Origin of the sequence: Paenibacillus sp. FSL R10-2796 (assembly GCF_037965315.1) — a bacterium.
GTDB lineage: Bacteria > Bacillota > Bacilli > Paenibacillales > Paenibacillaceae > Paenibacillus_AQ > Paenibacillus_AQ odorifer.
Map to the genome: position 1 here is coordinate 5,154,898 of NZ_CP150178.1, position 24,665 is coordinate 5,179,562.

Genomic DNA, 24,665 nt, shown 5'->3' on the forward strand with positions numbered 1-24,665 from the left:
TATATTCAATTTAACTGATCTACTCAATAACATAGGTAACTTTAGTAAACTCATTGGTAAGCGCTGAGAATTTAATAGTGTTCATTACTGTTTTGCCATTGCTCTGAATCTTATAAACGATTCGACCAGGCTCAAAGCTGGTTACTGAGACAGCAGTACCTTTTATAAGTCCGGTTTGTATCTCAAGATCAGATGTTTCTGCACGAAGATCAATGACTTCCAAATCTTCCGCGTTATAAGTTACGGTAACCAGTCTTTCTACTAAATCGCTTTTCTGTGGAATAATCATCACAAAGTTGAATTGACTATCCTTCTCTGGCTGAATCTTTAAAGCAGGTGTAGTGATCTTCTTCAATTGAACTGACCAATCGCTAAATGTATCCATATTTCGGGCACGGACACGATAGATGTGCATCGTATTGGGTTCCAAACCACTTTGTTTATAGACAGTAATATTATTTCCAGTTACAATTTGCCCATCTACTTCCAGATCGTAACTAGTGGCACCTTCAACAGAATCCCATGTCAATTGGATTGAGTTAATCGTTGCTGATGCTTTCAAATTCTTGGGCACATCCGGAGCGGTAACACCAGTAAAGGTTGAGGTCCATTCACTCCATTCACTCAAAACCTGCGCATTCTTCGCCCGTATACGGTAAACATGCTTCGTATTGGCCAACAGTCCTGTATGTTTGAAGTTAATCTTCCCTCCGTTATCGATGATTTCACCATCAGCTTCAATCTCATACCCAGTGGCTCCAGAAACTGAATCCCAAGATAAAAGAATCTGATCACTCAGAGATTGAACCTTAATATTCCCAGGAATCCCAAGAACCGTAGATTTAGTAAGAGGGTCGCTCCACTCACCAAGAAAATCTCCGTATTTGCCTCTGACACGGTAAACATGCCATGAATATGGTTCTAACCCAATATGCTTATATGAGGTTTCAGCGCCATTATCCAGAATTTCACCGTCTACCAGAATATCGTATCCAGTCGCGCCCTCAACCTTATCCCATGAGATTTCAATACTTGTATTTTGAGAATTCGCTTTTAGATGCAGCGGTTTACCGAAGATTGTTTTGCCAGATACCAATCTACTCCATTCCCCTGCTCCACCTGCATTTCTAGCCCGTACTCTATAACTGTGATTGGAAAATGGCTTTAGATTGCTGTGTATGTAGATATTATCGACATCTAAATAGTTAATTGCACCGTCCAATTCAATATCGTAACCGATAGCACCTACAACCACGTCCCAGGTTACTATAATTTCATCACTGGTTGCTGTAACCTGAACATTATTCGGTATACCAGCATGTGTCGTATAAACTATAAGATTAGACCAACTTCCAATCGCATTAGTATTTTTTGCTCGAACACGGTAAGTGTGCTCAGAGTTTAAATATAAAACTGTATGAGTAAACACCGTATTAGATTGATTATTCACAAGAGCTCCATCAACTTCAATCTCATACTCTGTGGCTCCATCAACTGCATCCCAGGACACATGGACTGAGTTCCCCTTAACTTGCGCTTTGAGATTCCCTGGAATAGTGGGCGGAGTATATACAGTGATTTTCTCGCTCCATAGGCTAGTTCCATTCTCATTATTTGCTCTTACCTTATATTCATGGGTACTATTTGGCAGAAGTCCGTTATGAGAGTAATCGTTCTCCTTGATACTGCTTATAACAACGCCATCAACTTCGAGGTCATAAGTAATTGCTCCTGACACTGCGTCCCACTGCACTTTTATCCCATTTTCCTCTGCAAGACCCGACAGATTAGCAGGAACCCCCACAGTGGTAGACTTGGCAATAATCTTGCTCCATCCTCCTACGCCACTGCTATTCTTAGCTCTGACACGAAAGGTTTTTTGCATATTTGGGTTTAGATCATTTTCTAGGTAAGTCAAAACATTTCCAATGTCTTGAATACTATTATTAACCTCAATCTCATAGCTGGTTGCACCGATAACAGGTGACCAAGTAAGGGTTATGGAGTTACTGGTAGAGGTTAGGTTTATATCCTGAGGGACAGTTGGCAATGTCCAATGTGGTGTTGCCAGTGACCATTCCCCTTTGAGATCACCACTGTTGGCTCGAACGCGATAAATATGTTCTGTTCCTGAATTAAGACTATCTGCAGAAAAATACGGTTCTGTTCCAATACTGGTAATATTGTTATCAAACTCTACTTCGTATCCATCCGCGTTAAAAAGAGTCGGCCATTGTATAGTAATACCTGTATCAACTGCACTAGCTACAGGTAAGGGAATAGCAAATGGTCTCAATGATATGGAAGGGACTACTTCTTTAATCTGTTTGTCACTTTCCCAGAGCAAACTGGCTTGAGGATTTCCCAAGTCATTGGCATATTCCATTCTGAGATCATATTTCATTCCTGCCTCAAGTTGAATTGTTCTCTGTGCAGAGTTATACCTAGCTGACCATTGATCAACAAGAAGTTGATCATTTACCCATAACTTAACTCCACCATTGGTATTAACAAAGAACGTATACTCTCCCGAATAATTAGGTTGTACCTGACCTGTCCAGCTCACGGAAAATCGTTTATCTGCAATACCAGGTACCCCCAAAACTGGTTGCCCCGACAAGAAGATGGATTCATCCAACTTTGTCACCTTCTGACCAGTAAAATCGCTCCCACTGAAGTACTCAGCTTTCAACCCCGAAACGGCATATTTCAAAAGAGTGTGCCCTTCCGTTCCATATCCAGTGTGAATGTTTGGCCTTTGATTTGTGATCAGATCACCACCTACCGCAAACAATCCTCCGGTTGTAATGTTTAAATGATTATTCACACTAATGCTGTCGCGGACGAACAGGTCACCTTTCTTCACTTTCAAATCAGCTACAAGATTATTGGATATAACCACTCCTATTGAAATCTCGTCTTCAATATTCATAATTACATTAGTATTAATATTCAAACTTCCAGGAACCAATACTCTCTTCGCTTCTATATTGAGCGTACCGCTGTTATAAGTTAAATCACCTGCGAAAAGTTCATTGTCTACATGAAAATCCAGATTATTATTCAATTGAAAAGCACCTTGCACCCATAGATTCCCATTTGACTCATCACTACTGCCGTTTAAGATATTTAAAGACAATGCAGCGTTGGCATTTAGCCCTCCCTTCAGGATTAAGGTTCCGTAGACAGTAATGTTCAAGAATTGATTGGTATTAATACCCTCTAATATTAAAATAACCGGCTTGTCCGGACTTCCAAAAGTAACACTCTTCTCTAAATTGAGATGTCCTGCTTTAATAATTGCTGGACTATGTAGGCTTGAAGTAACAGCTTGATGGATCGCAGTAACATCACTGCCACTAACAGTGAAAGCAGTTTGTTCATATTGTTGTATCCGTAGCTTGATATTGTCAGTCTGTTCGTTCATATATCTGGAGATCTCCCCTTGGAGTCCCTTCACTTTTATAAACGGAGGAGCATTATGTACATTGACCATCGTCCCTGACATCAATACCTTGTTCCCGGCTATCTTATTTTCTTCTGCTGGCAAAGCGATACGGGGTTGTGCAAGAGTAGGAGTGAACATGTTAACCATAGAAATTTCGATATTATTTAATGCCGTTTCTACATTAGGACTATTAATCTGACTCAAGCTTAGCTTTCCATCCCTTACAGTAACACTTTTCTTCAATGTAGAATGCTCTCCAGGGTCTAACGATAGACCATCCCAGAATATAGTGCCTTCCACATCCAGTGCATTCTTACTTCCATATACTGAATCACCCACAGTTACAGCTACTTCATAGATACCATTGTCTAATTGAATCTCCCACATCCCGTCAGGATGCATTAATGTCAATGTATCGAGAGTAGGATTTCCGTACGAGCTCTGACTCATATTAAACTTGTTCTGCAAGTCATCATAAGTAGCTCTTGTAACAGTGGAATTTGTATGATCTGTAGTCCAACCGTAGGCATAGTTGTTTTTAACACCGAATACTTCTCCGTAATCAGCGAGAAACCCCTCTGGAGTATGCGATTGCATAGGTTGAAATTGAATTTTAATTGTCTCTCCTTGCGCAAGGACTTTCATGTAACTCCCACCAAGAAAAGGAGCAAACAGCTGAATTAACAACAATAAACATAATAATTTACTTATTAATCTCTTTCTTTTTGTCATAATGTCCTCCGATTTAAGAATAAGTTCAAATGCTATCCATAAAAAAACACAAAAAAAAACCACTAGAAGAAGCGGCCCGGCTACCATTCGTTAGCATCCTTAGATGTTCGAATAAGGCCCGTGGCTTTGCGTCCCTGACTTTCGTGCAGGTTTGCCTTTTTAATTCAAATGGTTATTAAAGGAAATCGAAAACAGATTCAATACTCCACTTACAATGTATTCTCTGCTTGGTAATAATACCCTATAACTGAATCACTGGATATAGTCATTACTGTGAACTTTGTCGTTTTTCATCTAATTCTTTGTTATAACCTCCCTATCAACAACCAAATTTACTAATATATAGAAAAAATACGCCTCTTCATAATAATATCCTAGTACGAAATACCTAAGACAATTTCTGAAGAGGCGCATCAATTGATCACACCAAATCTGTATCTTCTATTGAACATAAGCCTGCATATACGTTCGCTTACCCTTTGCGTCCTTCAAATAAGGTCCTAAACCAGCAAAGCGGGAGTGATCCATATAAACACCAGTCATCCATCTGCCTTCTGTTAGGCCTCCGTTCCATTTGAGGACAAGGTCAGGGGCGGCTATCCATTCCTGATAAATCTGTATATTCTGATCTTTGTACTCTTTACAAGGCTTAGACTGCTCCAGAAGACGTAGATCATTAAGGTAAGTTGGCACGAAATAAGAGGATATCGTATGCAAATCATCTTCATCAAAAAAGGGCTCATCCCCTAAAAAGGGTTTGAATAATACGGTATTCTCGTACATGGACCAAATTAGGGCTTGTAGCACCATGCTTTGGCGAATGCCATTATGGAACTTATATTGTCGTTGATTACTCGCCACATTCACTTCTTGAAGAGGTTCCGTCGACTCCAGGCAATGCCGTTCACAGCCGATACATTTCCAGCCAGAAGGACTTTGAATCCATTTTTGAAAAATAGTCCCGCTATCATTGTTGCCTTTGTAGAGTGAAGAGATAATGCTGTAAGGCACGCCAATCCACGCATCCCATAAGGAATCTGGAAGATGGCTATGCAGCATGAACAACGTCTTGTCATAGATGAGCTGTACTTTGATCGAAGCGTTCTCCAGCTCAGCAACATCCTTTTTTCCATACGTTATTTCCCGGGAAAACAGGGTGGTCTTCATCTCCCTCGCCTCCTAATAGTTTTGCTATGCCTGTACTCCAGCTGAGTAGATTTGAGCAAAAACCAATATTGCAAGCGTTTCCATGCAAGGAACATACAACGTTTTTTCTATTATATTACAGATTTTTTCGATCTGTGCAAGGTTTTTATTTAAAAATTGAAAAGCCCTCCTCCGTTCTTCAGGAAAAAGGGCCACAACACGACTTTGATTTCTACTCTACCCAGCTCTCAGCCCAAGACTGAATCTGCTGCATAACAGGCTCCAGCGCACGGCCTTTGTCTGTTAGTTCATATTCAATACGCACAGGTGTTTCCGGGTATACATGTCTAACCAGAATACCCTCACCTTCCAAATCCTTCATCCGCTCGGACAGCATCTTATCGCTCATTGAAGGAATGAGGCCGGAAATATCTTTAAACCGCTTCGGTCCACTCATCAATGTCTGAATAATAAGTCCATTCCAACGTTTGCCTAAGAAAGAGAAGGCTGTCTCAAATCTGGGACACATCGAAATTTGATGTTCTTCCATTGTTCTCACCTCTCACTAGCGAAACTTACTATTAGTTAGTATATATAATATTAACACATTTCATCCCTGATGAACATCGTTTACTAAAAAAAGTTCATCTGACATTATCATTATATCCTCGTTGTCAATCCCCTGTATGTGCTCTAGATTCCCTTTTAGAGATCGCTTCTGTCACGATTTGCGCCAAGTCATCATTTCCGAATAAGGAGAGTACGCCCAGAACTGTGTCATCAGAAATATCCCCTGCTTCCTCCGCTGAAACCGTTAGGGCAAGCGCTTTTCGCAAGGCTTCATTCCCTTCTTGCTGTGGATAAGCCTGCAAATACAAACTGTGCGGGTCGAGTCCTTGATTCACGCACCACTGGGCGAATACAAGGATCATCATCTCTTCCTCACGCTTATAGCTTTCGATGATTTGTTCCTCCACTAATTTACGGTTGTCTTCCATAATTTACTCCTTTCTTAGAGACCTCATTCAGCAAGCTGAGCTGCCAATCTATGACTAGGCAGAACTGCTGAAGCAGCAATACTGCATAACTCTGGTGTATTTATATTGTTCAGGAAATGATCTACCACTCCACCAAAACCTCTTCTATCCAGCACCGTATCCCAGCTTCCAAAGCTCTGGGTCCGTGGCAAAGCATTTTTTTCATATAGGATGGCTTGGTCCAGATCTGCCACTTCCACCGAACGTCCATTACCGTGCAGCTCCAGCTTCTCCAAATCAACACCCGCCTCACGAAGCATGCTATACATCCCCACTGAGCCTTGCTCCCAACCCAGCATTCCAGATGCCTGCACAAGTCGCCCCTCTCCATTGGATTGAAGATTACTGCGAAGCAGCTCATACTGATCTCCACATAACCATAACAGCAGATCAAGCATATGAATCAAGTCGTCATGCACAGTCTCACGGCTGCTGCCTAACTGCAGCTTCGTGCGATGTTTAATCGCGTGGCAATGGCTAATGCCTCCGGCTTCCTCGAGCCAACTCTTGGCAGTGACATACATTGGGGCAAAACGCCGATTAAAGCCCACGCCTAGCAGCAGCCCTTTATTTTCTGCCAGTTCTGCCATCCTTCTGGATTCTTCCAGATCATAGGACAGCGGCTTATCTACATACACCGAAATCCCATGTTCGAGACATTTTGTTACTATATCATAATGGGTCGTCGTTGGGCTATGCACAAATACTGCATCCAGATCCCAAGACAACAGCTCGTCCAAATTTGTCGTACCTTTAGGAAAACGGTAGGCTTTAACAGCTTGCTCTACTGTTGTGGATGAGTGACTGAGAACCCCCACTACCTCAACTTGTCCATGCTGAGAGAGCAGTGGCAAATATACTTTGCGGGCGATATTTCCAATCCCGATGATGGCGACTCTTTTGCGTGCAGAAACAATCAATGATCTAACTCCCCTCTTTATAATTCAAGAATTTATCTCTCTCTTTGTTCTCTATAAATGCTATTATACCTGCTTGGCGTCCGCCGACAATGATCTACACTTCAATATTTACTTTTTATCCCGTATGATGAGATGAATGAGTGGAAGAAAGGGTATATTAGCTATGAGAAAATGGTTCTCGATTATTCTTTATGTTTCGGGCACAATCCTTGCGTTTATCTACAGATATGACATCCTTAGCTGGATGAAAGAGGATCATAATCTTTTCAGCTCTATAGGGATCGCAACTTTACTGGCTCTCTTTCCAGTTGTACCGTACAAAGCGGTCATCGGATTTTTTGGTTATGCATACGGAAGTTTGGCAGGTGCTTTAATTTGCTGGGTAGCTACAACCCTTGCTGCCGCATTCCTTTTTGGCGTAGTGAAATTCTTATTTCAAGATCAAGCGAGAGCTTATCTGACTTCTATTCCCCTACTCGAAAAATTCACAAAAGGCATAGAACGGCGGCCCTTTGCTTCTATTGTCTTAGCACGTCTCTTGCCGATTATCCCGCAGACAGCAGTTAACATCTATGCCGGAGCAGCCGGACTGCCCTTCTGGGGTTATCTTGCTGCCTCAGCTATTGGAAAAATCCCAGGCATCGCCTTGTATGCCTTCCTTGGGGATCAACTGTTCCAGAACCCAGGTAATGCGATTATAGCCATTATTGTTTATGCCATTGTGCTTATTATAGCCGGACTAAGCTTTCGTTACAGTTCACAGGAAGTAAAAAACACTAGGTAACAGAGAGCTTATTTGGCGGAAGCTGGCAGGCTGTGGTTATTTGCTTTATAATTAGATTGTGATCTATTTAATTGCATTACATGAATGGAGGGATATTAATGAGTGAACATCAGACTAACCATATAAATTCCAAGGCGGAAAAAGCAACCTTTGCAGGTGGATGCTTCTGGTGCATGGTCTCGCCGTTCGAGGAATTGCCAGGCATTATTAGTGTCGTCTCCGGCTATACTGGCGGGCATACAGTGAATCCTACCTATGAAGAGGTATGCTCCGAAACTACAGGACATGTTGAAGCCGTACAAATTACGTTCAATCCAGAAATTTTCCCTTATAGCAAGCTGCTTGAGTTATTCTGGCAGCAAATTGACCCAACCGATGCGGGTGGACAATTCCATGATCGCGGCACCTCTTACGGAACGGCTATCTTCACCCATTCTGAAGAACAGAAGCAACAAGCAGAGGCTTCCAAGGCAGCTTTGCAAGAAAGCGGCCGATTCGCTAGCCCGATTGTTACCCCGATCCTCCCGGCAGCAACCTTCTATCCTGCCGAAGAATATCATCAGGGCTACCATCGTAAGAACCCGGGTCACTACAAACGTTACCGTAAGGGTTCCGGCCGAGAGGATTTTATCGAAACCCACTGGACACATAAAGAAGACAAACTAAGCTTAAAAGAACGTCTGACGCCACTTCAATATGAAGTCACTCAGAATAGCGCTACAGAGTCACCTTTCCGAAATGATTTTTGGGATCACCACGGAGAAGGCATTTATGTAGATATCGTATCTGGTGAAGCATTATTCAGTTCGCAGGATAAATACGATTCCGGTTGTGGCTGGCCCAGCTTTACACGTCCGATTCGCGATTACGCCGTGAAGGAAAAGACGGACCTCAGCCATTTGATGGTTCGCACAGAAGTGCGCAGCAAAGTAGCAGATTCCCATCTAGGTCATGTCTTCGACGATGGTCCAGGGGAAAACGGCCTGCGCTACTGCATTAATTCAGCGGCACTGCGCTTTATACCAAAAGAGGATCTGGAGAAAGAGGGCTATGGCGAGTATCGTGTACTCTTCCAGCCTGCCTAATCTTCGATAAAAGCGAAATACTGTACTGTCTTATAGAAAAGCCTCCAATTCACGGTATACCATGAATTGGAGGCTTTTTAATTCATAGGAGCTTATTCTTTATTCTCGTCCCCGTTAGCTTTCTTATCCTTTATTGAGGTTGTCACCTTTGGCTCTGCTGGTCCAGGGAGTACCGCCTTGTTCAGTTCCCGATTTTCCTGCCGTATCCGCTGGGTCTGCTGCTCCCGTCGTGCACGGATATTTTTGCGGGCAAACCAAACGATGATTAAAATAATGCCCGCACCGATTAGAATCGGCAATGCACCTGCAAGAATTACAAAAATCCACTGAAACATAACAGATAGTGCGTTCAGGCTTCCTTTTAAAGCATCCGATGCCCGTTCTAGCAATGGACCTTGCTCTGCCTTTTCCTTCACGGCTAAGCTCTCATCCGTCTGGTACACTCTAAGCTCTACCGTTGAAAAAGATACGTTCTGATCTATATATCGCATTCTGCCTTTGATCTGCTCAATCGTTTCTTGAATCGAACCAAGCTCGTTTGCAAAGGCGACCAGATCACTTGATTTCGTTGCTTTTTTCATAAACTCTGTGTATTGAGCTTCCATTAACTGCTTTGCCTTTAGACGCGACTCCAGATCAACATACTCCTCCGAGACATCCTGACCTTGAATACTGCGCTGTAGCGATTCGTGTTTTACTTTTTCCAAATTATTCAGAAAAGGAGAGAACCCGGAGGCAGGCACCTTAAGGATAAACGTCCCTCCTTGCTCATATTGCGACATGTTTTCGTTAAACTCTATAATATATCCTTTAGCCATCGTTACCATGTTGCGGATTTCAGTCTGAGCTTTACCGTAATCTTCTACTTCCATAGTCAGATTGGCATGATAGATTAGCTTCTTGTTCAATCCTTCCACGACATCACTGCCCGTGAATCCCGCGTTCCCTTGATCCGTGTTCTCTGATGTCAAACCTTTTTCAACTGGGGCTTCGTTGCCTCCCGCTGCTGTCTCAGCTTCTGCTGAGGTGCTCTTATCCGCTAATGCAGCTTTCGAAGATTGCTCAGTGGTTGCTGCAGCAGAATTACTCGTATTTCCGCCGTCACCAGCTAATTTGTCTGCCGCCGAATTGTTATCACCCGAGCCACAACCTGCCAATACCACCGCAAGAATTAATAAACATAAGTAATGCAGACCCCATTTGCGCATTCTCATTCCTCCAAAAGTGTAGTGGTTATCCCTAGCATTGTAACGTTACGGAATGTCATGTTCTGTACAGATCTCTTCCGTCTCTCATTTCTATAACGCCCCAAAACTTGGAAGGTTGCACTGGAATATGGAATTTCGGTAAATTTCTTTTGGTTTTTCTTGTTGAATACACAAAAAGCCGCATTTCTGCGGCTCTTATTGGACATATTTTTGATGTGGGAGGGTGACCCGAAAGTTAAAGAACTCATTTGCTTACAAACTCATTATTTGGTACAATTACCACGTCTAACCTAGTAAAAAAAGCCAAATACCCTCTATTCATAATGAATGAGGGCGTGACACGGCTTTGTTGAGAGAAGCTCCACCTTGCTGAACAGAGCCGTTCATTGAATGATACTATCAATTACTAAAAGGGGAGGTGAACCCTCATGGCAAAAGACGTAGTTTGTGAAGTTAACTCCTGCACCCACTGGGCAGAAGAGAACAAATGCAGCGCTGAATCGATCTTCGTAGCTTTCCACAGCTCCCAAGAACCAAAACGCGCAGAAGAAACAGATTGCAAAACTTTCGAAAGTAAATAAGTAAATGCCTGAAGGGACCCTCCACGGTTCCTTCTTTTTCTTTTTCATTCTAACAAGATTGAGAATTATTATCAAGTAGCTGATTATAAAAAAATAAGTGAACTAAAAAGCCAGGGTAAATTACCCTGGCTCTAATTTATTTATGTCTATTTTGATGCAATAACCCCTGACTTTTCCCTCGCAATAGCAGCAGCTCTTACCATGTTACGTAGTGCATCCTCTGTCTCCTGCCAGCCACGTGTTTTCAGACCGCAATCCGGATTAATCCAGAATTGTTCAGGGTCCAGCACCCGCAGCGCACGATCGATATTCGCCGTCATTTCTTCTACAGCCGGAACCCGCGGACTATGGATGTCATACACTCCAAGACCGATTCCTTTATCATAGGCCTGCTCCTCAAAGCTGATAATCAGCTCCCCATGGCTACGTGAAGTCTCAATGGAGATTACATCAGCATCCATAGCCGATATGGAATCGATCATGTCATTGAATTCGCTATAGCACATATGCGTATGAATTTGTGTCGTAGCCTTCACATGGTTCGTAGCAACGCGGAACGACTTCACTGCCCAGTTCAGGTAATGCTCACGGTCTTCTGCCTTAAGCGGAAGTCCTTCACGTATAGCCGGCTCATCCACTTGAATCATTTCGATGCCTGCATCTTCCAACGCTTTTACTTCATGGCGAAGGGCAAGAGCAATTTGATTGGCTACCTCTTCCCGGCTGAGATCATCACGTACAAATGACCAATTGAGGATAGTTACAGGACCCGTCAACATTCCTTTAACCGGAAGCTTCGTCAACGATTGTGCATAGACACTTTCTTTAACAGTCATAGGCTGTATAAATGCAACATCCGCGTAGATCACCGGTGGCTTAACGCAACGGGAACCGTAGGATTGAACCCAGCCATTACTAGTAAACAAGTATCCGTCCAGCTTTTCTCCGAAAAACTCCACCATATCTGTACGCTCGAACTCACCGTGGACCAGAACATCCAAACCTAGCTTTTCTTGGAAGGTAATTGCATCCGCGATCTGCTCACGAACAAATCCATCATAACGCTCCTGATTCCAGACCCCTTTACGCCATTTCAATCTCGCCTGACGCACTTCTACTGTCTGCGGGAAGCTACCAATTGTAGTGGTTGGCAGAAGTGGAAGCTGCCATTTCTCTTGCTGCACCTTTAAGCGTTCAGCAAAAGGCAAACTGCGTTGGTCAGGCAAAGCTGCAAGTGCAAGCACTTGCTCCGCCACATCCTTACGGCCACGCTCAGGTAGTGCACGGAATGCTGCAATAGCTTCACGACTAGCGGCCAGCGCTGCTTTAGAAGCTTCTCCTTTATCTGCGAGGGCTGCTCCGAGCAGACTAAGCTCTGCAAGCTTCTCATCGGCAAACGCTAACGCATTCTTAACAGTCGCCTTCAGCTTCACCTCACCTTGAACGGTGACTGGGACATGCAGCAGACTGCAAGAAGGCTGCAGAATAAGACGATCAAGCGGCACATGAACGCTGAGCTTTTCTACCAGTTGCAGCTTAGCGTCTAAATCGGAACGCCAGATGTTCCGTCCATCAATAATTCCGGCACCCAGCCATTTGTCCTTCGGCCAACCAAGACGTTCGATAGAAGCCAGATTCGCTCCACCATCGTGCACAAAGTCAAGACCCAAGCCTTGAACAGGCAACTCTAGAAGTGCCTCCAACGGTTCAGCAGCTTCGAAATACGTCTGTAAAATAATATTCAAGCCCGGCACGGAGCCGGCAATTTCTGTGTATATCGAGTTAAGCAGTGTTAATTCTTCTTTACTTATGCCTGTAACAATCGCTGGCTCATCGATTTGTACCCAGCTTACCCCTTCTTGCTTCAGTTCCTGTAGCAGTTGAACATAGACTGGAACAAAACGTGCAGCAATCTTGGCGATATCTGCCGCTGCGTAACCTTTGGACAGCTTAAGGAAGGTATACAGACCTAAAAGTACCGGTTTACCTTCAATCCCTGCCTGCGATTTAGCAAAACGATAAGCCGCTAGAGGTTTATTTTCAGTCAGGCGTGGTGTTTGTGTGCCGATCTCTGGAACGATATAGTGATAGTTCGTATTGAACCATTTGGTCATCTCACAGGCAGTAGCTTCAGCATTACCACGGGCCATTGCAAAATAAAGATCAAGCCCGATGTCGCCGCCATCATACGTGTACCGTGGAGGTACAATTCCAAACATAACAGCCGTATCCAACACATGGTCATAAAAAGTAAAATCATTCACCGGAATAAGCTCAATTCCTGCCTCTTGCTGGGTCTTCAAATGCTGCAGCTGAATTGCTGCCATTTCGGAGCGGAATTGCTCTTCATTTATTTTCCCCTGCCAGTAGGCTTCCAGTGTCTTTTTCCACTCGCGGTTCTTTCCGATTCTCGGATATCCAAGATTACTTACTTTTACTTTATTCGTCATCTCGATACACTCCCTCTTCCATCTCTTATTTCAAACTCCAAAGCTACTTGCTTTCCTATAAAAAAGAGCGCCCTTCCCTAAAAAAGTCAAAGGGAAAGACGCCCATGATATACTCATGGTTAACGTCTAACACCTCCCTATCTTCCGTAGGTGAAGCAGTGCTGTTGAAACAGGCAGGTCTCCTGGCTAGCGGCGTCAACATCTTGAGCAGTCTTCCCAGCAGTAGTAAATTGCCAGTGACCTCTGTTGCTCGAGATTCTTCCGTTACAGTGGCGGGACCGCATCGGCTTCGAACCGAATTTCCCTATTAAGCCTACCGAATTACTATTTTCCGGTCAGCACCTGTCTCCGATATCATTCATCATTTGAGTGTCTTAATCTGATGTCATCATACGTGAAAGCCCCAGCAATCTGCAATAGATTACTGGGGCTTCTGTTATATCGATTCCTTATAACGGACTTAGAAAAATACGAAATATACTACAGCAGCAAGAATTATACGGTATATAGCAAACGGTAAGAGCTTGATACGATTGATCAGTTTTAAGAAGAAACGCATCGATAACAGCGCAAATAGGAAGGCACTAATAAAGCCTGCAATAAAAAACGGCAACGCGTCCATGGTGAAATATTGCCAGTTTTTCATCAGTGACAACAGACTGGCACCTGCCATGATGGGTACTGCCATAATAAACGTAAAATCAGCAGCGGCACGATGGCTCATCCCGAGGAGTACGCCACCAGAAATCGTCGAGCCCGAGCGTGAAAATCCAGGCCATAACGAAAAACACTGTACAAGACCTACACCAAGTGCCTGTTTGTATGTAATCTGATCTACACTCTCAGTTCTGATCTTCTTCGGCCCAAACAGATCGGCAATAATCATTAATATAGCCCCAATCACTAGACCAATTAACACTGTTGAGGTAGAGAATAAATGCTCATCAATATAATCATTAAACAGAACACCTAACACACCTGCAGGCACTAACCCTACCAGAACCTGAGTCAGCTTGAGGTGCCCGCCCTGCTCCAACTGCGGTAGCTCCTCTGTTACAGGATCCAACTGCTTACGGCTGAAACGCTTTAAACCCAACAGATCAATGAACCGATTTCTAAAAATCACAACAACCGCTAATATTGAACCCAGTTGAATAACTACTTTGAAGGTATTTGCCGTATATTGTCCAAATAACTCCTGTGATTTCAGCCACATATCATCAACAATAATCATATGACCCGTGGAGGATACTGGAGCAAATTCGGTTAAACCTTCAACAAGCCCCAAAATAATGGCTTTAATAATCGTTAATAGCTCCATGTGTTTCCCTCCTTTTTAATAGTCATTTCTATTATCAGTCCATTACCCGCTTAGCCCTCAGTGTTCATTCTCCGGCTGCGTTTGCGGAAGTACAGAAACCCAAGAATAACTAATCCGCCAGCAATTAGTACATAGACTACATTGGAGTACACATCCATGTACATGGCAATGTCTTCCCAGGATTCGCCCAATGCCGCGCCAATAAGCACAAGCAGCAAATTCCATCCCAATGTGCCAATCGTTGTGAAGATCATAAATACTCCAAATTTCATGCCCGACATTCCCGCCGGAATCGAAATCAGACTGCGGACCAGCGGAACCATCCGACAAAACAATACAGTCCAATAGCCATATTTATCAAACCAGGCGTCAGCCTTGTGGATATCTTTTTTACTGACCCTAATTAGGCTACCCCAGCGTTCAACCAGTTTCTCTAACCGGCTCACATCCAATAATCGGCCAATATAATAGAGAATTACTGCACCCAGTAGTGATCCAGCCGTGGCAGCAATGATTACACCAGGAATCGTTAAGCTCGTCGTAGTCGTCATAAATCCCCCAAAGGGCAGGATCACTTCTGAAGGAATTGGTGGAAATATATTTTCAAAGGCCAGCATCAGAAAAATACCGAAGTAACCAAACTGCTCCATAAAATCTGTAATCCATGCTTGCATCTTGTTACCCCCATTTCTCATATCAAGTTCTTCTTCAGGTTGCGTAAATAGCGGCTGCGAATAAAAAAGAAGTATAGTCCTTGAACAGCCAAATATCCGAGTAACACCGCGCCTGTCTCCGTTGCGATAGATAAGTAGAACAACCGTTGAAGCGCAATAAAGGCAAACACACTGTGTAAAATAGCTATTCCGACCGGCACAAAAAACAACAAAGACAGCTGAATCGTAACTATTCGATTGAGTTCTTTATCCGTAAGCCCCATCTTGGACAAAGTGGAATATTGATTGCGATCATGATCAAGATCGGTATATAACCGGAAGTAAAGAAAGCTGCCTGCCGCGATAAAAAAGACAGTACCCACCAGCAAGGAAGCAAAAAGCATTGTGTTATACAATGTTTTCTGAAGCTCAAACAGCGTGCCGCTGATCACAATCGCATACGGAGAATCACTTTCATAGGACTGTTTGCCTTTATGGGCAAGATCAGCAGCGATACCTACCGTCTGTGGAAAATCCTCTACATAAAAACCTGTATAAAGATCCGTTTGCACGGGATCAATAGCGCTGTAGAGCTCATCACTGATCACGACACCACTAAAATCCCCGCCATCTCTACCATCCAGCTCCGGCAATAAATATTCGGCGATGGGAACTTGCTCGGTATAACCTATTTCTTTAATGGCAAGTCCTTGCTGCAAGGAATAGACCGCTTTTACTCTGCCTTCTGTTAAACTGCGATCCCGCTGTGAACCAATCATCACCAGACCTTCGTTGCCCACCAGAGCATGCTCATCTGTTGGGAAACCTGCACGTTGCAGGGCGAGATTATAATCACTGAAAGCAATCAAGGGAAGGCGTAAAGTGCGATCGGGTCCAGTCTGAGCCTCAACCTCGGCATATTTAATCGGGATACTAAGCGCTTCATAAGGGAGTCCGTGCGTCTTGAGCTCTTCCTTAATTTCGTTCAGATGATGATCAAAGGGTACACCCGTCTGATTTCCTTTGGCTACATAACCCACTGCTGCGGGATAATCCAATTTCAGCTCTCTGGAAAGTGTATGTATCGATGCAAATACCCCTACGGAAGTGAAGGAGACTGCGGATACAATCGTCACCATAAAAAACATTCGGCCATTCTCTTTCCAGCGGTAGGACAAACCGGATAAAGTGATGATATTCGTACGATGCCAATACAAGCGCCGAATGTCCTTAAGCAGCTTAACCAAACAAATACTTAGCTGGGTATAAAAGAGATACGTCCCGATAACCGTAATCGCAACGACCGGAAACATGACTTTCTCTACGGAAGCAGCTTTTGCAGTAGCCGCCATATAATAACCACTGATCAGCAGTACAGCAGAAATAATAGATAATACAAAGGATACTTTGGGTTCTTCTTCTGCCTTACGCTCTCCCTGAAACAGACGCATCAGTGACTCATTGCCGATAAAAACAAAGGTGCAAAGCGATATCAGAAAAAACAATAACACGAAGCTGCAAATCGTAAGCACAAGTGCCTGCCATGGGAGATGAAAGGTTAACAGGGGAATTCCCAAAAAAGTAGATCCGATCATCAAAAATAATTTGCCCAGAAGTAACCCGAGAAGGGTACCTGTCAGGATGGCAGAGGTGCCGATCATCATATTTTCCAGGAAAACCATGGTGTTCAGCTGTCTCTTCGTCATTCCATGCATCAATAAAATTCCGAACTCCATCTTGCGCGACTGCAGGAAGGATCCAACGGATACGAGTACGAACAAAGAACAAAAGACATAAATAATTGCCTCTGCCACCATCATCGTATGAGCCGCCGTACTATAAATTAAGCTCTTTGAAATATCCGGATGGTAAATAAACAAAGCGCACACGAAAAAGATCATCACCGAAAAAGCACTGACGACAAAATAAGCGGCATATTTGCGTTTATTACGTGTTACATTCCTATAAGCGAATTGCCGAAAGGTCATGGCTGGTTCCCCCAAGCAGAGACAGCATATCAATAATACTTTGGAAGAAAGCGCCTCTATTACTGCCCTTGTACATTTCACTATAGAAACGTCCGTCTTTAATAAAGATGACCCGGTTGCAAAAGCTTGCAGCCACTGCGTCATGTGTGACCATCAGCACCGTAGCTCCTTCTTCCTTATTCACCTCTGTCAACATATTCATGACTTCCCCTGAGGCTTTGGAGTCCAGATTGCCTGTGGGCTCATCCGCCAAAATTAACGATGGACGATGAATCATCGCCCGGGCGATAGCCGCCCGCTGCATTTGTCCGCCTGAGACCTCGTACGTGCGCTTCTTCAGCAAATGTTCGATGCCAAGCAAGGTAGTGACCTCTTTCAGCCTGCTCTCCATCTCTGGGACACGAGCACCTGCAAGCGTCAAAGGTAATACGATGTTTTCCTCTACAGTGAGCGTATCCAGTAGATTAAAATGCTGAAAGACGAAGCCTAGCTCATGACGGCGAAAAAGCGCCTTTTCTTTTCTGCTAAGCAGATTAGGATCTCGGCCGTTGATCAGAATCTGACCGGAGGTCGGTTGGTCGATGGTGGCAATCGTGTTGAGCAGCGTTGTTTTCCCGCTCCCGGATGGACCCATTATGCCAACAAACTCCCCCTTTTCTACAGAAAAGCGGATATGATTCAGCGCCTGAGTGGACACTTTACCCTCATATATTTTTGATAAATTATGAACATCTAGAATGGGCAAGTGTTACCTCTCCTTCTTTCGACTGGATTGCCTTCATTATACAAAGTGTACACATTGGCTGCTATTTCTGAAACTTACAATGCCCTTACACATTTGTAAGGTTTGTTATATCCTGCTCCCTAAATACAATCCGCACGGTGGTCCCGCTTCCTTCTTCGGAACGGATACTCACCTCATGTCCAAGCTTGCCGCAGATCTGCTTCACGAGATATAAACCCATCCCCGTAGATTCCTGAAAGGTTCGTCCATTCACCCCGGTAAAATATGCATCGAACACGCGCGGCAGATCTCCTGCTGGTATGCCTACTCCTTCATCCCGGATCTCAAGCACAGTCTGCTTATCTTCCGTGACCATCCCGTGGAAAAAAACATGTTTGCCTTCTTCAGTCGTATAACGTACAGCGTTCGTAATCAGCTGCGTAAGGACAAAAGTGAGCCATTTTTCATCCGTGGTTACGGTAATCTGCTCATCTATTTGTATAGCTGGAAATACTCTTTTTCGAATAAAAAGCCGCTTCTGCTCAGAGGTCACACCACGTACGATGGTCTCCAGATTCAGCCGTTCCACATAGAAATCGTGCTCAAAAGTATCCAGACGGGCCGTATAAAGCACGGTATCCAGTCCTTTTTTCAGACGATCCAGTTCATCACCAATTGCCGTAAAAGGAGGGCCATCCTTATCCTGAATGATCAGATGAATGACAGACAACGGCGTCTTCATGCCATGTACCCATTGATTAATAAAGTGAATATGTTCTTCTAATTTGTGGCGGTAGCTGTGCAAATCATTTTTGTAGAGGCGGAATTGCGACCCCAGTAAACCTCGCAAGCTTACGGCTAGCGGAGAATCCTGTGTAGGGCCACCTGCCTCATCGAGAGAGGAGGGCGTAGTCTCCAAACGTTCATAAAACGTGCGATTGGTGACGTAACGGTAAGCGAGGTAGCCAATCAGTAGACAAGTGCTGAGCAGCGCGGCATATAAACTTACATTCAGACCGCTGCCTCCATCCAGCCGGTACACTAATGTGATCAGGACTAGCTGGGCTAGATAGACCACAATCAGGGGGAACTGTTCCCGTAATAACAACTTCATTCCTCATCCCCCCAATTCGGAATCAAACGATAGCCTTGACCGCGCACGGTTTGTAGTCCATCTGTGATAGCGAGAGCGGCAAGTTTTTTGCGTACACGTGTAACATATACATTTAAGGTATTTTCATCCACGAAGGCTTGATCATCCCAGATTTTTTCGAGCAGCCTGTCCCGGGTAACGATGACTCCTGATTTTTGCATTAGCTCATCTAGTATCTTGGCTTCCGTGTGGCTTAAGTCCACTTTAGCTTCGCCTCGGGTAAGGATTAGCCGCTCTACATCCAGCGTCATTCCGGCAACGTTTAGTGTGCGTTCATTATTCCCACCGGCATAGGTGCCGTAGGCGCGCCGCAGCTGACTTTTGATTTTGGCCATCGCGATTTCGTAATCAAAAGGCTTAGTGATATAATCGTCCGCTCCATTTTCCAGCGCCATTACTTGGTCCATTTTGCCATCGCGGGCAGATATAAAAAGAATAGGGCAGGTTGAAATTCCGCGAATCTGGCGGCACCAGTAATAACCATCGTATTTTGGCAAATTAACATCAAGGAGTACCAGATGTGGCGTGAACGCCTCAAACTGAGTGCGGACCTGCTCAAAATCACTCACCGCCTGCGTTTCATATCCAAACTTATGTAAATAATCCTGCAGCAAAGCCACAAGTCCACGGTCATCTTCTATAATAAATATTTTGAACATATCATGCCTCCGGTCCAGCCTTAACAATATAAGGGGGTCTGCCAAATAATATATACACCGTGCATAGGGTTAGTCAAATCGGAAGGAAGAAAAAAGAACCCATGAAGCTCCTGTTTACGGCACCTTCTAGGTTCTTGGATAAGTTAGGTTTAAGGATATCAACTAGTCCCATTGTTTCTTCTGAATCCCGGCAAGAACTCTCTCTACAGATGCCCAGCCGATAAGTTCTGGTTGGCTCCAGCCCGGAGCAGCTTGCAGATGGCAAATTTCCATGTAGTGATCTATCCTAACTATATCCCAGGCATGAATGGCCTCGCCATTCCCAAAGGCCAAAGCTACATGCCCCCAATCCTTAAGCTCACCGTCTACCAACCCTGAGCAAGCATAAAAAACAAACGCGCCAGCTGGCGGAGCCCCGGTATTCTTGTGCGCATCGTACAGCTCTGCGGATTCGCGTGCATCGCTGCCTCCCCACATTTCAATTCCATTGCTTCTTTCATAGGCATCTTCAACAAAAGCAAGACAACGCAGCGGATACTCCTGCGACCCCAGCCGCTCCTTAGCCCAACTAATGGCACTCTCAATTTCCTTGCCAAATTCCACGTCCATTACCAATATACATTCCTCCAAAGTACGAAATAGTGTTGAACACATCATACCTGAACCAGCTACTCATGAGCTGGTATTATATAGTTATCAATTAAACTATCCCAATTGTACCTGAGTGGTCATCTACTTCGGCCAACCATTACTTAAAAAACATAAAAAACCGTAAATGAGCATAGCTCATTACGGCTCTAACAAACTATAAATTGGTTTAAAGATACAGGAGTGGTGGTGATAGTGTAGTAGTGGTGGTGGTAGCAGTAGTAGTGGTAGTGATAGCGGTAGTAGTGATAGCGATAGCGATAGCGGTAGTAGTGGTAGCGGTAGTAGTGGTAGCGATAGCGATAGCGGTAGTGGAGGACAATGTAAAGTTGATATTGCAGACGCCGAACGGTGATATCCCATCGAACATAAGTAACTTATTGCTTGTTGGAGTAGCTCATCTGCGGGATTTATACCGTACATTTGGCTATATATGCTCCATCGGCTCCATTCTACGGGATTTATACCGTACATCTGACCGTATACGCTCCATCGGCTCCATTCTACGGGATTTATACCGTACATCTGGACGTATACGCTCGATCGGCTCTATTCTACGGGATTTATACCGTACATCTGGACGTATACGCTCGATCGGCTTCATTCTGCGGGATTTATCCCGTACATCTGGACGTATACGCTCGATCGGCTTCATTCTGCGGGATTTATCCCGTACATTTGGCTATATGTGCTCCATCGGCTCTATCTGCGGGATTTATACCGTACATCTGGCCGCAACTGCTCCACCAGCTTCATTCTGCGGGATTTATACCGTACATTTGGCTATATGTGCTCCATCGGCTCTATCTGCGGGATTTATACCGTACATCTGGCCGCAACTGCTCCACCAGCTTCATTCTGCGGGATTTATACCGCTCATCTGACCGTATACGCTCGATCGCCTCCATTCTACGGGATTTATACCGTACATCTGACCATATACGCTTCATCGGCTCCATTCTACGGGATTTATACCGTACATTTGGCTATATGTGCTCCATCGGCTCTATTCTACGGGATTTATACCGTACATCTGGACGTATACGCTCGATCGGCTCCATTCTACGGGATTTATACCGTACATCTGACCGTATACGCTCTAACGGCTCCATTCTACGGGATTTATACCGTACATCTGGACGTATACGCTCGATCGGCTTCATTCTGCAGGATTTATACCGTACATTTGGCTATATGTGCTCCATCGGCTCTATTCTACGGGATTTATACCGTACATCTGGACGTATACGCTCGATCGGCTTCATTCTGCGGGATTTATACCGCTCATCTGACCGTATACGCTCGATCGCCTCCATTCTACGGGATTTATACCGTACATCTGACCATATACGCTTCATCGGCTCTATTCTACGGGATTTATACCGTACATTTGACAGTGTCGAGTAAATCAAAGGCACTTTTGCCCTTCTTTCGCGCCACACTAGCTCATTCGAGCAAATCAAAGGCATTATTGCCCTTCTTTCGCGCCACACTAGCCAATACATACAAATCAAAGGCACTTTTGCCCTTGTCTCACACGATACTAAACCTTTACAGCAAAACAAGGGCATTTCTGCCCTTGTTTCACCACACCCTATAGCGCCACCGCTGAAACGACGCGTCCTCTTGTAATGTTGTATACCTCGTATGTTCCACATTTCGCACGCTCTTTGCTTCATATACTCAGCATTTCCACGCTCACTCCACATTTCGTATGCTCTTTGCTTCATATACTCAGCATTTCCACGCTCACTCCACATTTCGCACGCTCTTTGCTTCATATACTCAGCATTTCCACGCTCACTCCACATTTCGCACGCTCTTTGCTTCATATACTCAGCATTTCCACGCTCACTCCACATTTCGCACGCTCTTTGCTTCATATGTTCAGCATTTCCACGCTCACTCCATATTTCGCACGCTCTCTGCCTCATCTACTCAGCACTTCACACGCTCACTCCACATTCTATATATCCTCTACTTCCACGCTGTGCAATGCGCTCACGCAGACTTATCTACCATCCAGCAGATTGCCGAGCCCGCCAAGTACGCTTCCTTCTTCTTTCCGACCGCTGTTGCCGGCAGCGGACAGGATGCGATCGGCCATTCGGCTGAATGGCAGCGACTGTACCCACACCTTGCCGGGTCCGCGCAACGTTGCGAAGAACAGGCCTTCGCCGCCGAACAGCGCGGTTTTGACCCCTTTTACAAACTCAATATTATATTCCACCGAAGACGTCATAGCGACTAGACAGCCAGTGTCCAGCTTAAGCGTCTCTCCCGGTTGAAGTGTGCGTTCCATAACATAACCGCCAGAGTGTACAAATGAAAGTCCGTCACCCTCCAGCTTTTGCATAATAAAACCTTCACCACCAAAAAAGCCGGTACCCAGCTTACGCTGAAATTCAATACCGATTGAAACGCCCTTTGCCGCGCAAAGGAATGAATCCTTTTGACAGATGATTTTTCCACCGTATTGCTGCAGGTCGAGCGGGATGATTTTGCCTGGGTACGGAGCAGCAAAGGTGACACTTTTACGTCCATAAGAACCACTGTGTGTAAAGACAGTCATAAACAAGCTTTCACCTGTCAACAGACGTTTGCCCGCGCCCATCAGCTTCCCCATCAAGCCACTTCCACGCGAGCCTCCGCTGCCGTCGCCAAATATCGTCTCCATTGTTATTTCCTGATCCATCATCATGAAGCTCCCGGCTTCGGCAATTACACTCTCTCCTGGGTCAAGCTGCACCTCTACACACTGTATTTCCTCACCCATAATGGCATAATCAATCTCATGAGCACTCATCCCGCAGTTCCTCCTTATAATTAAAGTCAACATGTGACTTATGAATGAAAATATATACGTGCGTGGCGATTCACGGTTTCGCAAATCCTAACTATCCATGAAAACCGCATATATTCAGCAAAAAAATCAACCAGAGGTTCTGGCTGACCTTAATCCGGTATCCCTGAAAAATGTTATTTATTCCAGCTTTCTTCAGGTTACTGTACCACATCTCTTGTCAATACTTGATAATATGTTACAATACTTTTTATACTTAAATGTTTATTTAGTAGTCTAATTCTAATGATAAAGGTGAAATGAATGAATCCACAATCGGAATATGCAATTCTGCTATACTATAAATTTGTAAAAGTGCCGGATGCAGAACAATTCGCCCAGGAGCATTTGGCTTACTGCAAAGAGCTTGATGTAAAGGGACGAATTCTCATCTCAGATGAAGGCATTAACGGAACACTATCAGGTACGGTTGCCCAAACCGAGCAATATATGAAGGATTTGCGCGCAAACCCTCTGTTTAGCGATATCGTCTTCAAGATCGATGAGGCTGAGGGTCATGCCTTCAAAAAGATCTTCGTTCGTTATAAAAAAGAACTCGTGACGTTCCGGGTCGAGGATGAACTGGACCCTAACGTGATTACCGGAAAGCATCTGGCGCCTAAAGATTTCTATGAAATGATGCAGCGCGACGATGTGGTGATTCTGGATGGTCGTACCGGTTACGAATTCGATCTTGGTCATTTCCGCGGCTCCATCCGCCCCGAAGTAGACAGCTTCAAAGAATTCCCGGACTGGATTCGCGAGAATATGAGCGACCTTAAGGATAAACCAATCCTGACCTACTGTACAGGCGGGATCCGCTGCGAGAAATTAAGCGGGTTTATGATGAAGGAAGGTTTTGGACAGGTGTACCAGCTGGATGGCGGCATTGTGACTTACGGTAAAGACCCTGAGGTACAGGGCCAACTGTTTGATGGAAAATGTTATGTCTTCGATGAGCGGATTTCCGTACAGATTAATCATACCGACGAGGATATCGTTGTCGGACGTTGCCATCACTGCGGTCAGCCAGCTGACCAATTTATCAATTGTGCTAACGATGCTTGTCATCTTCAGCATATTTGCTGTGAGGACTGTGAAACACAGCACAGTGGTCATTGCTCGGACGAATGCGAAGCAATCACGAATGCCGTGGGCTAAATAAAAGGACAAGCTGGCCGCAAATGTTTCTACACGATTCAAAGACGAGCACTAGTGAGTCTTAAGTTAACTAAAAGGTGGCGTACAGGATTTTCACTGTACGTCACCTTTTGTTATGAGCGAAA

General features: G+C 44.5%; 21 protein-coding genes and 2 riboswitches. Of the genes, 6 read left to right on the plus strand and 15 right to left on the minus strand.

Annotated features, from left to right (window positions below; translation table 11 throughout):
- Nucleotides 1–19: 19 nt before the first annotated feature.
- From NST58_RS23325 to NST58_RS23345, 5 genes are all read right to left on the minus strand, one after another.
- Nucleotides 20–4,093 carry a PA14 domain-containing protein gene (locus NST58_RS23325; protein WP_339244333.1) on the minus strand — a complete coding sequence of 1,358 codons (4,074 nt, stop codon included), beginning with the start codon at nt 4,091–4,093 and terminating at the stop codon, nt 20–22.
- A gap of 154 nt (nt 4,094–4,247) precedes the next feature.
- A riboswitch (cyclic di-GMP riboswitch) is annotated at nt 4,248–4,346 on the minus strand.
- A 275-nt stretch (nt 4,347–4,621) separates the two neighbouring features.
- On the minus strand, nt 4,622–5,347 hold the full coding sequence (locus NST58_RS23330; RefSeq protein WP_076204958.1) for a hypothetical protein: 726 nt from the start codon (nt 5,345–5,347) through the stop codon (nt 4,622–4,624).
- Nucleotides 5,348–5,558: 211 nt separating this feature from the next.
- The gene (locus NST58_RS23335; protein WP_036682958.1) at nt 5,559–5,876 is read right to left on the minus strand and encodes a helix-turn-helix domain-containing protein; all 318 of its coding nucleotides are present in this window, start codon (nt 5,874–5,876) and stop codon (nt 5,559–5,561) included.
- A 124-nt stretch (nt 5,877–6,000) separates the two neighbouring features.
- A complete protein-coding gene (locus tag NST58_RS23340) occupies nt 6,001–6,324 on the minus strand; it encodes a hypothetical protein (protein WP_339244336.1) in 324 nt (107 codons plus the stop codon).
- A 23-nt stretch (nt 6,325–6,347) separates the two neighbouring features.
- Entirely contained in the window at nt 6,348–7,283 is a 936-nt protein-coding gene (locus NST58_RS23345) for a Gfo/Idh/MocA family oxidoreductase (protein ID WP_076184189.1), read from the minus strand.
- A gap of 163 nt (nt 7,284–7,446) precedes the next feature.
- On the opposite strand from NST58_RS23345, the gene NST58_RS23350 reads away from it, so the two are divergent.
- Complete coding sequence (locus NST58_RS23350; RefSeq protein ID WP_076193058.1) at nt 7,447–8,067, plus strand: VTT domain-containing protein; 621 nt, start codon at nt 7,447–7,449, stop codon at nt 8,065–8,067.
- A 98-nt stretch (nt 8,068–8,165) separates the two neighbouring features.
- Nucleotides 8,166–9,152 (plus strand): peptide-methionine (S)-S-oxide reductase MsrA, encoded by a 987-nt coding sequence (gene msrA / locus NST58_RS23355; protein ID WP_038572566.1) that lies wholly within the window; start codon nt 8,166–8,168, stop codon nt 9,150–9,152.
- 92 nt (nt 9,153–9,244) lie between these two features.
- Here the strand turns inward: msrA and NST58_RS23360 are convergent, their stop codons facing one another.
- Nucleotides 9,245–10,360, minus strand: coding sequence for a DUF4349 domain-containing protein (locus NST58_RS23360; RefSeq protein ID WP_179087063.1), 1,116 nt, complete (start codon nt 10,358–10,360; stop codon nt 9,245–9,247).
- A gap of 428 nt (nt 10,361–10,788) precedes the next feature.
- Between NST58_RS23360 and NST58_RS23365 the strand changes: the two genes are divergently transcribed.
- Nucleotides 10,789–10,941, plus strand: coding sequence for a DUF1540 domain-containing protein (locus tag NST58_RS23365; RefSeq protein ID WP_076098619.1), 153 nt, complete (start codon nt 10,789–10,791; stop codon nt 10,939–10,941).
- A gap of 146 nt (nt 10,942–11,087) precedes the next feature.
- On the opposite strand, the gene metE is transcribed toward NST58_RS23365, so the two are convergent.
- From metE to NST58_RS23405, 8 genes are all read right to left on the minus strand, one after another.
- Nucleotides 11,088–13,391: a 5-methyltetrahydropteroyltriglutamate--homocysteine S-methyltransferase gene (metE, locus tag NST58_RS23370; protein ID WP_076218898.1), complete on the minus strand. Its 2,304-nt coding sequence runs from the start codon at nt 13,389–13,391 to the stop codon at nt 11,088–11,090.
- Nucleotides 13,392–13,545: 154 nt separating this feature from the next.
- A riboswitch (cobalamin riboswitch) is annotated at nt 13,546–13,752 on the minus strand.
- A gap of 99 nt (nt 13,753–13,851) precedes the next feature.
- On the minus strand, nt 13,852–14,712 hold the full coding sequence (locus NST58_RS23375) for an undecaprenyl-diphosphate phosphatase (RefSeq protein ID WP_076130699.1): 861 nt from the start codon (nt 14,710–14,712) through the stop codon (nt 13,852–13,854).
- A gap of 50 nt (nt 14,713–14,762) precedes the next feature.
- A complete protein-coding gene (locus NST58_RS23380; RefSeq protein WP_076218903.1) occupies nt 14,763–15,386 on the minus strand; it encodes a DedA family protein in 624 nt (207 codons plus the stop codon).
- A 17-nt stretch (nt 15,387–15,403) separates the two neighbouring features.
- On the minus strand, nt 15,404–17,353 hold the full coding sequence (locus NST58_RS23385) for an FtsX-like permease family protein (RefSeq protein ID WP_076278125.1): 1,950 nt from the start codon (nt 17,351–17,353) through the stop codon (nt 15,404–15,406).
- Complete coding sequence (locus tag NST58_RS23390) at nt 17,328–18,098, minus strand: ABC transporter ATP-binding protein (RefSeq protein WP_076184196.1); 771 nt, start codon at nt 18,096–18,098, stop codon at nt 17,328–17,330. Before NST58_RS23390 ends, NST58_RS23385 begins: the two co-directional genes overlap by 26 nt.
- Nucleotides 18,099–18,183: 85 nt before the next feature.
- Complete coding sequence (locus NST58_RS23395) at nt 18,184–19,191, minus strand: sensor histidine kinase (protein ID WP_076218900.1); 1,008 nt, start codon at nt 19,189–19,191, stop codon at nt 18,184–18,186.
- Nucleotides 19,188–19,889 (minus strand): response regulator transcription factor, encoded by a 702-nt coding sequence (locus NST58_RS23400; RefSeq protein WP_076218901.1) that lies wholly within the window; start codon nt 19,887–19,889, stop codon nt 19,188–19,190. The genes NST58_RS23395 and NST58_RS23400 overlap by 4 nt, the downstream gene beginning before the upstream one ends.
- 162 nt (nt 19,890–20,051) lie before the next feature.
- Nucleotides 20,052–20,504: a C40 family peptidase gene (locus NST58_RS23405; RefSeq protein WP_218640451.1), complete on the minus strand. Its 453-nt coding sequence runs from the start codon at nt 20,502–20,504 to the stop codon at nt 20,052–20,054.
- Between the two features lie 236 nt (nt 20,505–20,740).
- Here NST58_RS23405 and NST58_RS23410 point away from each other — a divergent pair, with 236 nt between their 5' ends.
- On the plus strand, nt 20,741–21,421 hold the full coding sequence (locus NST58_RS23410; protein WP_339244345.1) for a hypothetical protein: 681 nt from the start codon (nt 20,741–20,743) through the stop codon (nt 21,419–21,421).
- The gene (locus tag NST58_RS23415; protein WP_339244346.1) at nt 21,325–22,137 is read left to right on the plus strand and encodes a hypothetical protein; all 813 of its coding nucleotides are present in this window, start codon (nt 21,325–21,327) and stop codon (nt 22,135–22,137) included. The genes NST58_RS23410 and NST58_RS23415 overlap by 97 nt, the downstream gene beginning before the upstream one ends.
- 411 nt (nt 22,138–22,548) lie before the next feature.
- On the opposite strand, the gene NST58_RS23420 is transcribed toward NST58_RS23415, so the two are convergent.
- Entirely contained in the window at nt 22,549–23,343 is a 795-nt protein-coding gene (locus tag NST58_RS23420) for a TIGR00266 family protein (protein ID WP_076130252.1), read from the minus strand.
- A 300-nt stretch (nt 23,344–23,643) separates the two neighbouring features.
- On the opposite strand from NST58_RS23420, the gene NST58_RS23425 reads away from it, so the two are divergent.
- The gene (locus NST58_RS23425) at nt 23,644–24,540 is read left to right on the plus strand and encodes a rhodanese-related sulfurtransferase (protein ID WP_076302702.1); all 897 of its coding nucleotides are present in this window, start codon (nt 23,644–23,646) and stop codon (nt 24,538–24,540) included.
- Nucleotides 24,541–24,665: the final 125 nt, after the last annotated feature.